At 29.6% G+C, this 12,487-nt stretch carries 12 protein-coding genes and 1 tRNA gene; 7 read left to right on the top strand and 6 right to left on the bottom strand.

The annotated features are described in order from the left end of the window. The first annotated feature begins 80 nt into the window (after positions 1–80). The gene (locus OLM52_RS11085; protein WP_264548574.1) at positions 81–605 is read left to right on the top strand and encodes a DUF1905 domain-containing protein; all 525 of its coding nucleotides are present in this window, start codon (positions 81–83) and stop codon (positions 603–605) included. Between the two features lie 585 nt (positions 606–1,190). On the opposite strand, the gene OLM52_RS11080 is transcribed toward OLM52_RS11085, so the two are convergent. Beyond that, positions 1,191–1,424 carry a DUF2007 domain-containing protein gene (locus tag OLM52_RS11080; protein WP_264548573.1) on the bottom strand — a complete coding sequence of 78 codons (234 nt, stop codon included), beginning with the start codon at positions 1,422–1,424 and terminating at the stop codon, positions 1,191–1,193. A gap of 123 nt (positions 1,425–1,547) precedes the next feature. On the opposite strand from OLM52_RS11080, the gene rnr reads away from it, so the two are divergent. From rnr to OLM52_RS11060, 4 genes are all read left to right on the top strand, one after another. Beyond that, a complete protein-coding gene (gene rnr, locus OLM52_RS11075) occupies positions 1,548–3,725 on the top strand; it encodes a ribonuclease R (RefSeq protein WP_264548572.1) in 2,178 nt (725 codons plus the stop codon). Positions 3,726–3,785: 60 nt separating this feature from the next. Beyond that, the gene (locus tag OLM52_RS11070; RefSeq protein WP_264548571.1) at positions 3,786–4,454 is read left to right on the top strand and encodes a head GIN domain-containing protein; all 669 of its coding nucleotides are present in this window, start codon (positions 3,786–3,788) and stop codon (positions 4,452–4,454) included. 109 nt (positions 4,455–4,563) lie between these two features. Continuing rightward, complete coding sequence (locus OLM52_RS11065; protein WP_264548570.1) at positions 4,564–5,259, top strand: LysE family translocator; 696 nt, start codon at positions 4,564–4,566, stop codon at positions 5,257–5,259. A gap of 53 nt (positions 5,260–5,312) precedes the next feature. Continuing rightward, positions 5,313–5,957, top strand: coding sequence for a GldM family protein (locus OLM52_RS11060; RefSeq protein ID WP_264548569.1), 645 nt, complete (start codon positions 5,313–5,315; stop codon positions 5,955–5,957). 108 nt (positions 5,958–6,065) lie between these two features. Here the strand turns inward: OLM52_RS11060 and OLM52_RS11055 are convergent. Beyond that, a tRNA-Cys gene (locus tag OLM52_RS11055) sits at positions 6,066–6,136 on the bottom strand. Between the two features lie 131 nt (positions 6,137–6,267). On the opposite strand from OLM52_RS11055, the gene OLM52_RS11050 reads away from it, so the two are divergent. After that, positions 6,268–8,187, top strand: coding sequence for an LTA synthase family protein (locus OLM52_RS11050; protein ID WP_264548568.1), 1,920 nt, complete (start codon positions 6,268–6,270; stop codon positions 8,185–8,187). A 92-nt stretch (positions 8,188–8,279) separates the two neighbouring features. On the opposite strand, the gene folB is transcribed toward OLM52_RS11050, so the two are convergent. After that, positions 8,280–8,639 (bottom strand): dihydroneopterin aldolase, encoded by a 360-nt coding sequence (gene folB, locus OLM52_RS11045; protein WP_153200039.1) that lies wholly within the window; start codon positions 8,637–8,639, stop codon positions 8,280–8,282. Positions 8,640–8,736: 97 nt separating this feature from the next. Between folB and OLM52_RS11040 the strand changes: the two genes are divergently transcribed. Further along, positions 8,737–10,419 (top strand): glutamine--tRNA ligase/YqeY domain fusion protein, encoded by a 1,683-nt coding sequence (locus OLM52_RS11040; protein WP_264548567.1) that lies wholly within the window; start codon positions 8,737–8,739, stop codon positions 10,417–10,419. Between the two features lie 399 nt (positions 10,420–10,818). Here the strand turns inward: OLM52_RS11040 and OLM52_RS11035 are convergent, their stop codons facing one another. From OLM52_RS11035 to OLM52_RS11030, 3 genes are all read right to left on the bottom strand, one after another. After that, positions 10,819–11,013, bottom strand: a complete 195-nt coding sequence (locus tag OLM52_RS11035; RefSeq protein WP_264548566.1) for a hypothetical protein — start codon at positions 11,011–11,013, stop codon at positions 10,819–10,821. Positions 11,014–11,042: 29 nt separating this feature from the next. Then, positions 11,043–11,228, bottom strand: a complete 186-nt coding sequence (locus tag OLM52_RS14315; RefSeq protein WP_319800210.1) for a Thivi_2564 family membrane protein — start codon at positions 11,226–11,228, stop codon at positions 11,043–11,045. Between the two features lie 193 nt (positions 11,229–11,421). Continuing rightward, positions 11,422–12,393, bottom strand: coding sequence for an SPFH domain-containing protein (locus OLM52_RS11030; protein WP_264548565.1), 972 nt, complete (start codon positions 12,391–12,393; stop codon positions 11,422–11,424). Positions 12,394–12,487 lie beyond the last annotated feature (94 nt).

Raw genomic sequence — 12,487 nt, 5'->3', positions numbered from 1 at the left:
TTGTGTTGTTAAATATATTTTACAAAAGTAATCAATTGTTGTTTTATATTAAATTTGCTATGGATATAAATAGTAAATAAATGAAATTTCAGGCAAAAATTAAGTATTTCGACGAAAACAATTTAGGACACGGGCCGTATATAGAAATTCCTGAAGATGTTTATCAAGAATTATTAAAAATCACAACCGATAAACGTGTAAAATGTACCTTAAATAATACAATTACTGTTAGTAGAGCAATGGCTCCAAAAGGAAGCTTTCATTACCTTTTATTAAATAAAGAGATTTTAAAAGAAAGCAATATAAATGTAGGTGAAAATATAGTAGTAGAGCTTCAACCCGATGTATCTAAATATGGAATGCCTATTTCGGAAGAAATGGAAGAGGTTTTATACAACGATCCTGATGGAAGTATTTTATTTCACAAACTAACTCCTGGAGCGCAACGAACACTAATTCATGTAATTAATCGATTTAAAAGTTCTAACTTAAAAATAGAACGCAGTTTTGTGATTTTAGAACACCTTAAAAAGACAAAAGGAAAAATAGATTTTGAACTCTTAAAAGAAGATTTTAAAAACCAACGAAACAATATGAAATTTTAATCTATTTCATTAAAAATCAACAAAGTATTCACTTTTCCACAGTGATTTTTATCAAATGTTAATTCTTTTTTATAAATCGTTGATAATCAGTTAACTTTAAATTAACAACTTATGTTAACAACTTTGGATAGAAAATTAGAAGTTTTTTTTGGTTGTATGAAAATAAATTGTAATCCAAAACCGTAATTGAAATTCCTAATTTAGTTTCACGATTTTTTAGAAAAGTTATCAATAGAAAAAAATTAGTTTTCAACAGAAAATCAAAAATGAAGTTATTTACAAAACAACTATAAAACCAACTATGAACAGATGTTGATAAGTTAATTCTATAATTCAAATTTTAACTAATTTTCAATTCATTAGAAGATTACTAAATTGTTAATTTCTTTGTATAACTAACAATAACTTTTAAAAATCACTTCTGTAAAAAAACTTATTCCACATATTAACACACTATAATAACCATCATAAATTTAAATTTAATTAAAAATATTTTTTGTTGTATTTAATAAATGTTGAAAACTTTGAAATTATAAAAAATAGAAAATAAAAAAAGCTGCTCATTTCTGGCAGCTTTAAATTGAATTAGATTATGAATTTATCTTTCTTTTTTTTCTTTAAAATATTTTTAACTTCCTCTACGTAATTTTCATCCACTTTTAAACTAATATTTCCTAAACTCATACTTGATAAAGGATCAACCGAAACTACAGTTTCATCCTGAATTATGTATGGAATTTTTTTTCGCTCCAAAACACTTCTTAGAGTTAAAGTTTCTCGTTGATGGTTAAAAATCGCTACTACTACAAAATCATTCATGTCTTTTACATTTTTCGTTAGTTAACAAATATACGAAAAGTTATTTTTTCATTAAAACTAAGCTCAAATTATAGTAAACTAATTACTATTTCGTAACTTTCAGCATTAATTAGAAATGATACAATGAGTAAGAAACCAAAAAAATTAGGAAATAAACCAAAAGATTTTACTGCACAAATATTTAAAATACTTTCAAAAGAACCTTCTAAATCTTTTAACTATAAACAAATCGCTGCTGTTTTAGAGCTTTCAGATACGAAAAGCCGCAACGAAATTATTAGAGATTTAAAAATTTTAAAAGCTCAAGACAAAATTCATGAAACTGAAATTGGAAAATATCAAATTATTTCCAAAGCAGAATATTATGAAGGAGTTATCGATATGACTTCTCGTAAAAATGGCTATTTTGTTTGTGATGAATTAGAAGATGATGTTTTTGTTCCTTTTATTAATTTAAATCATGCCTTAGATGGCGATAAAGTAAAAGCATATATTTATAATCGAAGAAGTTCTCGTAAGCCAGAAGCAGAAGTTTTAGAAATTTTAGAACGTAAAAAAACAGAATTTGTTGGCGTGATTGATATTCAGAAAAATTTTGCTTTTGTTACTACTGCAAATGCTAAAATGTATACTGATATTTTTATTCCGAAAAATAAAATTAATGATGCTGAACATGGAGATGTTGTTTTAGTAACTTTAGAAGACTGGCCTAAAAAAGCCGATTCTCCTTTTGGTTCTGTGATAAAAGTTTTAGGAAAACCAGGAGAACACAATACAGAAATTCATGCAATTTTAGCCGAATATGGTTTACCGTATGATTTTCCTATTGAAGTGGAAGCGTATGCAAATAAAATAGATACTTCAATAACAGAAGAAGAAATTAAAAAACGTCGCGATATGCGTGATGTTTTAACATTTACAATTGACCCAAAAGATGCTAAAGATTTTGATGATGCGTTATCGTTTCAAATCTTAGAGAATGGAAATTATGAAATAGGAGTTCATATTGCTGATGTTTCACATTATTTGCAAGAAGGAACCATTTTAGATGATGAAGCTTATAATAGAGCAACTTCGGTGTATTTGGTAGATAGAGTAGTTCCAATGCTTCCTGAAGTATTATCTAATTTTGCTTGTTCGCTTCGACCACATGAAGAAAAATATACTTTTTCAGCCGTTTTTCAATTAAATAATAAAGCGGAAGTAGTTGATTCATGGTTTGGTAGAACAGTAACCTATTCAGATCAACGATTTGCGTATGAAGAAGCACAAAATATTATCGAAACGAAATCAGACGTTATTCCTGCCGAAATTTCATTAACTGGAAAAGAATATAGTGTTCCTAAACCAATAGTTGAAGCCACTTTAAAAATGGATGAATTAGCTAAAATTCTACGAAGAAAAAGAATGGCAGCCGGAGCAATTTCATTTGATAAAGTAGAAGTAAAATTTCATTTGAATGAAGCAGCTGAACCTGTTGGAGTTTATTTCAAACAAAGCAAAGATGCCAATCATTTAATTGAAGAATTCATGCTTTTAGCAAATAGAAAAGTAGCGGAATTCATTGGAAAACAAAAGAAAACCTTTATTTACAGAATTCACGATGAACCTAATGAAGATAAATTAATCAATCTTCAAGCTGTGATTGCTAAGTTTGGGTATTCAATTAATTTCCGATCTAAAAAAGACATCTCGAGTTCGTTAAATAATTTATTAGAAGAAGTTCAAGGTAAAAAAGAACAAAATTTAGTTGATACATTAACAATTAGAAGTATGAGTAAGGCGGCTTATTCAACTGAAAACATTGGTCACTACGGATTAGCTTTTGATTATTATAGTCATTTTACCTCGCCAATTCGTCGTTATCCAGATGTTATGGCACACCGTTTGTTACAACATTACATAGACGGCGGAAAAAGTGTAAGTGAAGAAGATTATGAAGAAAAATGTGTGCATTCTTCACAAATGGAAGGTTTAGCGGCTCAAGCCGAACGCGATTCTGTGAAATACATGCAAGTAAAATACATGCAAGATCACAAAGATGAAGAGTTTTTAGGTGTAATTTCTGGTGTAACCGAATGGGGAATTTATGTAGAAATCATTGAAAACAAATGCGAAGGAATGGTTAGAATTCGTGAAATTAGAGATGATTATTACACATTTGATGACAAACAATATGCTCTAGTGGGTGAAGTTTCTAAAAACATTTTACAATTAGGAGACGAAATTTACGTTAAAGTAAAAAACGCCGATTTAGTGAAGAAACAATTGGATTTTCATTATTTAAGAAAGAGAGAGTAATTTTAAGTGATTAGTTTCCTACAAGATTTATAGTATTGTAGGTATAAAAAAAAAAAGAAAATGAAGAAAATAGTTTATAGTTTATTACTAATTAGTTCGATAGGTTTTGCCCAAACCGAAAAAAACGTTGGTGATTTTACCAAAATAACTGCATTTGATAAGATTGATGTCAACTTAGTAGCTTCATCAGAAAATAAAATTATTTTAAAAGGAGCAAATTCGCAAGAAGTAGAATTGGTAAATAAAAATGGCGAATTAAAAATCAGAATGCCTTTGACAAAAATGTTAAGTGGTGACGCTGTTTCGGCTACCGTTTATTACAAAAAATTAGAAGCTGTTGAAGCGAATGAAGGAAGTAGAGTTTCTTCAAAAGATGAAATTTCTGCGATTAATTTTGATATCATTTGTAAAGAAGGTTCAGAAATTAAACTTACTAATTTACAAGCAGATAGATTACAAGTTCGCGTTTCACAAGGAAGTATTGTAACCACCCAAGGAACAGTAAAAAACCAAGATATTTTATCGAATTCTGGTGGAAAATATGATGGTCAAGATTGTAAAACAGAACAAACAGTAGTTACGGTAAACGCTGGCGGTATGGCTCACGTGCATGCTACAGATTTAGTAGATGCTAAAACAAGAGCTGGTGGTGAAATTATAATCTATGGAAAACCAAAACAAATCAACGAAAAGAAAATAGCTGGAGGAACGATAGAACAAGCGAAGTAAAGTTAGTCACAGTTTTCGGTCACAGTTTTCAGTTTTTTTTTGTATTTTCGTACTATTAACAATTTTTAGTTGCAATACTGCGACTGAGAACCGAGACTGAGACTAAAATTTGCATTTACACGATATACTTACCGCAATTCCTTGGGGACTTTTGTTAGCTTTTTCAATTGGTCCTGGTTTTTTTGTTTTACTTGAAACCAGTATTACCAAAGGCTTTAGAGCTGCTTTTACTTTTGATTTAGGAATTGTTTTTAGCGATATTATCTTTATTTTGATAGCTTATTTAAGCACCAATCAACTTTTAGAACAATTAAAAGATAATCCAACACTTTTTGTTATTGGTGGGATTATCATGTTGGCTTACGGATTAATTTCGTTTATTCAACTCAAAAGAAATTTCAAAAAACAAACAGAAATTGAACAAGATGACGATAATATACCTAAGAAAAATTATTTTGCTTTGTTTTTCAAAGGTTTTTTATTGAATTTTATCAATATTGGTGTTTTAGGTTTTTGGATGATGATAATCATTACATACGGACCTCAAATGGAAATGAATACTTCACGAATTTCTGTTTTTTTCGCTTCAATTTTAGTTTTTTATTTGGCTTTCGATGTTGCAAAAATATTATTAGCAAAACAATTGAAGCACAAATTAATTCCAGCAAATATTTACAAAATCAAACGAGTGATTAGTATGGTAATTTTAATTTTCGGTTTGTTTTTTATCCTCCAAGGTTTCTTCCCAAAAGAAAAAGAAATGATAACGAATAAGTTGTTACCAAATACAACAGTTTCTGAATAATATTTTTCAATGTTTGTATCCTGAACTCGTTTCAGGATCTAATTTTTAAACCTATGAAATACATTTTATTCCTTTTATTTTCTTTATCAATTTACGCTCAAGATACTATTCCAGCTGCAAGAAGTGTTGTTTCTTTAGATAAAATGAACGTAGTCTATCGTGGTGTTGAAAATTCTATTTCTATTGCGGTTAACAATGCTAGATCGTATGTTATTTATGGCAATGGTGTTTCCAAAAAAAAGGATGGAAAATATGTTCTTCGTCCAGGTTCTGGTAATGAAACCACAGTATTTGTTGAAATAGAATATTTTGATGGTTCAAAAGTTATTGAAGAACATGTTTTTAGAATTAAAGGATTGCCTGCACCAATCGGAACTTTAAATGGAGAATATAGTACTAAAGGGAATTTAATTTTTACTTTAGAAGAAACGAGAGAGGCTAAAATTGGTATCAAATACATTGATCTTTTGTTTGATGTAAAATTTGAAGTTACTCAATTTTCTATAAAAATTCCAAGATTTGATACTATAACAATTGAGGGTAATGTTATTACTGATGAAGTTGTAGAACTATTAAAAAAAGTTAAGAAAAATGATTTTATCTTAATAAGAGATATAAAAACAAATTATATGTTTGGTGATGGTTTACATAAATCAATAAGACCAATTATTTTCAAATTTTCCAATAAAAACCCCTAGTTTCTTAGAAGGTTTTATAGACTTAGTCCGGATTCGAAATATCTTTTAATTAATTTTTTCTAAAAATTATTCCATAAAAAAACCTCCTAATTTCTTAGAAGGTTTTAGAGGCATCGTCCGGATTCGAACCGGAGTAGACGGTTTTGCAGACCGCTGCCTAGCCGCTCGGCCACGACGCCCTTACTTGAACGGACTGCAAATTTACATTTTATTTCTACTTATCCAAAATATTAAGTAAATATTAAGCTATAATTTCTATTTGTAAATATTATTATAATACTTTTGATTCACTAAATATTTACAATAAAAAATGAGAAAAATCTATTATTTAAAGCCTGTTTTTAATTTTATTTTAATTGGATTACTTATTTTAACATTAAATAGAATTTTTTTATTTACAATCTTTAACGAAAGAGTTATCGAAACTGAAAATTATTTTCAATTATTTAGTATTGGACTGCGTTTTGATTTAATTCTGCTTTGCTATATAAGTTTTCTTCCATTTGTTCTTATTACTTTTTTACCAAATCGTTTTTTAAATAGAACAAGCAAGTTCTTCAATATATATTTCATTTTCTTTTTGTTCCTAATTCTATTGACAGAGTTAGCAACATTAGACTTTATTAATCAATATGACACGCGTCCTAATCGTTTGTTTTTAGATTATTTAATTTATCCCAAAGAAGTTGTTGGAACACTATTTAAAAGTTATTTACCGTCTTTGATAATTACTACTATTTTATTAGGAGTTGCATTGTTTTATGCTTTCAAATTTGGAAAAAAGGCATTTAATCCAATTGAAAGTAATTATAAAACTAAATTAATTTTATTTCCTGTAGTAGCTTTTTTGTTATTCTTTGGTTCAAGAGGAAGTTTAACATCAAAACGCCCAATTAATGCGAGTAACGCCATTTTTTGTTCTGATCAAATGACAAATTCATTAGGGTTAAATTCATTCTATACTGTGGCTTTTGCAGCGTATTCAATGAAGAATGAAGGCGATGTTAAAAAGTATGGTAAAATGGATGAATTAGAAGCGTACACTCGTGTAAAAAAATATATGGATGTAACTGAATTTATTCCAGGAGAAGTTCCTTTTTTACATATTCAAAAGCCTGAAGTTACTCAACCTAAATATAATGTAGTTATTCTATTAGAAGAAAGTTTAGGAGCAGAATATGTTGGTAGTTTACACGGTTTAAAACTTACACCTGAATTTGATGAATTAACTAAAGAAGGTGTATTATTTACCAAATTATATTGTACCGGAACTCGAAGTGTAAGAGGTATTGAAGCAGTAACTTCTGGGTTTTTACCCAACCCTTCTGAAAGTATTGTAAAATTAAGTGGTTCACAACAAGGATTTTTTACGTTGGCTGATGCTTTTAGTCGTCAAAATTATGATACGAGTTTCATTTATGGTGGAATGGCAAATTTTGATAATATGGCTTCATTTTTTAATGGAAATGGCTTCAAAAATATTATCGATGAAACTGATTTTGATTCCGATGGAAAAAAACATGCTATGAAAGGAACTTGGGGATATTCGGATGAAGATTTAGCGGTTAAAGCCAATGAATATTTTAAAAGTTTAGGCAATAAATCGTTCTTTTCCTTGATGTTTTCAACTTCAAATCATGAGCCTTTTGAGTTTCCTGATGGAAGAATTCAACTTTTCGATAAAAAGAAAAATACAGTAAATAACGCCATGAAGTATGCCGATTTTTCCATTGGTAAATTCTTTGAATTAGCAAAAAAAGAAGCCTATTACAAAAACACTATTTTTGTAGTCATAGCCGATCATAATACCAGAACGTATGGTAAAAATTTAGTTCCAGTGAACAAATTTCATATTCCTGCTTTAATCATTGCACCAAATGTTGAGAGAGGAATTACCTATGATAATTTGGCAAGTCAAATGGATATACCATCAACTATTTTAGCGTTATCTGGAATTACCACCAAATCACCAATGGCAGGAAGAAATTTGCTAAAATTACCAAAAGGAACTAAAGGAAGAACCATAATGTTGTTTCATGAAACATACGCTTTTAGAGTTGAAGATGATATTGTAATTTTAAATCCCAATGCAAAACCACTACAATTTAAAGTAAAAAGCGATACAGAATTAATTCCTGTAACCCTAAATAAAGAATTAGCAAAAGATGCTTTAGCACATATTGTGGCTTCAAGTAATTTATATAAGAAAAGAGCTTATAGAATTGATTAAAAGAAGTTTTATTGTCATGCTGAACTCGTTTGAGCATCTCAAAATTAGATAATGATATTATAAATTGAAATAAATTCAGATTGACACGTTTTTTAATTTCTAAACTCTTCCATTTCAATAGTAACGGCTTCCACATCACCTCCAATTGGCGGATTTAGTTTTGAAACTGCTAATTTTATTCGAGAAATTGACGGAATTTCAGCAAAACATCTGGTAATAATGCGTTGGGCAACATGTTCTAATAATTTAGAGCGAATCGCCATTTCTTCCACTACAATTTTATTCAACAACACATAATCAACGGTATCAGCCAATTCATCTGTTTGAGAAGATTTGCGCAAATCGGTTTTAATTTCTAAATCTACACTATAATCTGACCCAATTTTTCCTTCTTCTATCAAACAACCATGATAAGAGAATGTTCTGATATTTTGTAATTTAATAGTTCCCATTTTTTCTTTTATTATATACCAAATTTACCAATTTTTAGCCATTTTTAAGGTATTAAACCATGAAACTTTATATATCTTTGCATAAATTTTTGATACTATGTCAACAGAAGAAAAATCATTGAATTTTATAGAACAAATCATTGAAGAAGATTTAAAAAATGGTTTGTCAGCAGATAAATTACGTTTTCGCTTTCCACCCGAACCAAATGGCTATTTACACGTGGGTCATGCCAGTGCAATTTGCTTAAATTTTGGTTTAGGAATCGATTACAAAGCACCAGTAAACCTTCGTTTCGACGATACCAATCCATCTAAAGAAGAGCAAGAATATGTGGATGCGATTAAACGCGATGTAGAATGGCTTGGTTTTAAATGGGATAAAGAATGTTATGCTTCTGATTATTTTCAACAATTGTATGATTGGGCGGTGGAATTAATCAAAAAAGATAAAGCGTATGTAGACAGCCAAACTTCGGAAGAAATGGCGCAACAAAAAGGAACTCCTACGCAAGCAGGAACCGATTCTCCTTACAGAAATCGTTCTATCGAAGAAAATTTAGACTTATTTACACGCATGAAAAACGGAGAGTTCGAAAAAGGAACTCACGTTTTACGTGCTAAAATTTCGATGGGCGCTAACAATATGTTGATGCGTGATCCTATTATTTACCGTATCATGCACGCACATCACCATAGAACAGGAAATGATTGGTGTATTTATCCAATGTACGACTGGGCACATGGTGAAAGTGATTATTTAGAGCAAATTTCGCATTCATTTTGTACGTTAGAATTCTTGCCTCACCGTGAATTATATGATTGGTTTTTAAATCAAATTTATGACCCAACAAAGGTGCGCCCAAAACAAAGAGAATTTGCGCGTAGAAATTTATCACATACGGTTGTTTCTAAACGTAAATTATTGCAATTAGTTGAAGAAAAGCATGTTACAGGCTGGGATGATCCACGAATGAGTACGATTTCTGGAATGAGAAGACGTGGTTATACGCCAAATGCTATCGTAAATTTTGCTAATACAATCGGAATTGCAAAACGCGATAATTTGATTGATGTTTCGCTTTTAGAATTTTGTGTTCGTGAAGATTTGAACAAAATTGCACCTCGTGTAATGGCGGTTTTAGATCCAGTGAAATTAGTAATTACAAATTATCCTGAAAATCAAGAAGAGTGGTTAGAAGCTGAAAATAATCCGGAAGAAGAAGTAATGACCTTTAGAAAAGTGCCCTTTTCTAAAGAATTATATATCGAAAGAGAAGATTTTCAAGAAGAAGCTCACAAGAAATTTTTCCGATTAACTTTAGGAACTGAAGTGCGTTTGAAAAATGCGTATATCATTAAAGGTGAATCAGTTATAAAAGATGAAAACGGCAATATTACCGAAATTCATGCTACTTATGATGTAGATTCTAAATCAGGAAGTGGTACAGAAGCCAGCCAAAGAAAAGTAAAAGGAACCATTCATTGGGTTTCGATTCCTCATGCAAAAGAAGCAGAAGTTCGTGTGTATGATCGATTATTTACCAATGAAAGTCCAGATAAAGACAAAGAAGTTGATTTTAAAGAATTCATCAATCCAAATTCATTAAAAGTAATTACGGGTTATGTTGAACCAAGTTTAGTTACTTCAAAAGAATTAGATCATTTTCAATTTCAACGTTTAGGTTATTTTTGTGTGGATAGAGATTCAACCGCTGAAAAATTAGTTTTCAACAAAACAGTTGGACTTAGAGATACTTGGGCAAAAATTTCAGAACAATAAAAAAGCATTAAGATTTTTGTATTAAGACATTAAACCTACAAGGTATTTTTCCTTGTAGGTTTTTTTATTTAATATAAGTTATACTAATCAATAATTTTTATTTTATAATATTTCATTATCATTATAAAAATCTATCAAAAATTTAATTTTAATAATTAAAAACTTAAAAAAGTGGCTTTCATAAATAAATTGTAAGAAAAAAACTTTTTTAGCCAATGTGTTTTTACATCTTCATGTAAAAAATGGTCTGAAATTGGCTTATTTCAATTTTTGATTCTTTTTACCTTGATTTTTGAATTTTAACTCCGGTAAATTATTTTTTCATCATTTACTTTTTGTGAAAGATAAAAAGAGATTAATGCAAAATTTCAAGTTGTCTTAATTTTGATTCAAAAACGATTAAGCTTCATCTTTTGTTGTACGAACAAGATTGATTCCTGAAATAAAAAATACAAGACCTAAAATTCCATACGTTGCTAGCATTTTAATATTTTCTGTAGTTCCGCCAGTATTTACAAATAGATAAGCGGCATAGATAAGTCCAACAATTCCAAGTATAGTAAGTACGGCGCCAAAGATTCTTTTGAGATTCATATGATATTATTTATTAATTTTTGAAATAGTTATACTTGTATGCTGGTAAGTTTGCTTAAAAGCCCAAAAGCCTTCAGTACCCAAATAACCACAACAATTAAAACAATAATGTTGACTATTTTTTTGATTTTACCATCCATAGGAATGTAATTGTTTACTAACCAAAGCAGGAAACCAACTATTATAAGAACGATTAAAATATTAATTAATGGCATAATTTTTTTGATTTGTTAAATACCTACAAAGGTTAATTATTTATATGTCAATTTATTACATAATTTTACTATTATCTTATATATTTCCCACCTGTTAACATTTATTAAAACGTTCAGTTTTAGAAATAAAAAAACCACCAATTAAAAATTGATGGTTTTTGTTTTGACATGTTGAATTTAGTTCAACACCTATTTATACTTCTTCAGATTCTTCAGTTCCAAATTCGTCTTTTTGATGTTTCTTAGAAACTTTTTTGATGTTTCCTTTTTTCATCATTTCACCCACTTGGTTTGATGCACTAAAGGAAGCTACCATATTGTTTAACATATCACTTCCAGCTTGAGGTGAATTTGGTAATAAAATTAAATTACTATTTGCATCTGCACCAATTGCTTGTAAAGTGTCATAATGTTGTGTTACAACAATTAAAGCCGATGCTTCTTGAGAATTAATTCCCACTTTGTTCAACACATCTACAGATTCTACTAAACCACGAGCAATTTCTCTTCTTTGGTCAGCAATACCTTGACCTTGAAGTCTTTTACTTTCTGCTTCAGCTTTTGCTTTGGCAACAATTCTGATTCTTCCAGCTTCTGCTTCGTATTCTGCTGCTGTTTTTTCACGGTCAGCTGCGTTAATACGGTTCATCGCATTTTTAACTTGAATATCTGGATCAATATCCGTGATTAACGTATTGATAATGTCATATCCATAAGTAGTCATTGCTTCGTTTAACTCACGTTTTACTGCTACTGCGATATCATCTTTACGCTCAAAAACGTCGTCTAGTTTTAATTTTGGAACTTCAGCACGCACTACATCAAATACATAAGACGTAATCTGATCGTGTGGATATTCTAATTTATAAAACGCTTCGTATGCTTTTTCTTGTAACACTTTAAACTGAACCGAAACTTTCATTTTAACGAATACGTTATCTTTAGTTTTGGTTTCGATGATAACATCTAATTGTTGAATTCTTAAGTTTACTTTTCCTGCAATTCTATCCACAATTGGAATTTTTAAATGTAATCCCGAATTACGAATACTGTGAAATTTTCCAAAACGTTCCACAACCGCAACAATTTGTTGTTTTACGGTAAAAAAAGAAGAAAAAAGAACAATTAATCCAACGAAAATAATTGGAAACATAATAAACTCCATAATGTTTAGTTTTTAGATTTATAGTTATACGCTTTTTAAAGTAAAAAGTTACAAAAACAATTTTACAAACCCTATTTTTGCCTCCTAAAAATAT

The sequence above is a fragment of the Flavobacterium sp. N2820 genome (genome assembly GCF_025947285.1).
Taxonomy (GTDB): Bacteria; Bacteroidota; Bacteroidia; order Flavobacteriales; family Flavobacteriaceae; genus Flavobacterium.
Note: the sequence above shows the minus strand (reverse complement) of the source record. Positions and strands in the feature narration are given on the sequence as shown.

Excerpts from the sequence above, each read along its gene's own strand:
- OLM52_RS11085 (WP_264548574.1), top strand. The coding sequence starts at position 81 with ATGAAATTTCAGGCAAAAATTAAGTATTTCGACGAAAACAATTTAGGA.
- OLM52_RS11080 (WP_264548573.1), bottom strand. The coding sequence starts at position 1,424 with ATGAATGATTTTGTAGTAGTAGCGATTTTTAACCATCAACGAGAAACT.
- rnr (WP_264548572.1), top strand. The coding sequence starts at position 1,548 with ATGAGTAAGAAACCAAAAAAATTAGGAAATAAACCAAAAGATTTTACT.
- OLM52_RS11070 (WP_264548571.1), top strand. The coding sequence starts at position 3,786 with ATGAAGAAAATAGTTTATAGTTTATTACTAATTAGTTCGATAGGTTTT.
- OLM52_RS11060 (WP_264548569.1), top strand. The coding sequence starts at position 5,313 with ATGAAATACATTTTATTCCTTTTATTTTCTTTATCAATTTACGCTCAA.
- OLM52_RS11050 (WP_264548568.1), top strand. The coding sequence starts at position 6,268 with ATGAGAAAAATCTATTATTTAAAGCCTGTTTTTAATTTTATTTTAATT.
- folB (WP_153200039.1), bottom strand. The coding sequence starts at position 8,639 with ATGGGAACTATTAAATTACAAAATATCAGAACATTCTCTTATCATGGT.
- OLM52_RS11040 (WP_264548567.1), top strand. The coding sequence starts at position 8,737 with ATGTCAACAGAAGAAAAATCATTGAATTTTATAGAACAAATCATTGAA.
- OLM52_RS11035 (WP_264548566.1), bottom strand. The coding sequence starts at position 11,013 with ATGAATCTCAAAAGAATCTTTGGCGCCGTACTTACTATACTTGGAATT.
- OLM52_RS14315 (WP_319800210.1), bottom strand. The coding sequence starts at position 11,228 with ATGCCATTAATTAATATTTTAATCGTTCTTATAATAGTTGGTTTCCTG.
- OLM52_RS11030 (WP_264548565.1), bottom strand. The coding sequence starts at position 12,393 with ATGGAGTTTATTATGTTTCCAATTATTTTCGTTGGATTAATTGTTCTT.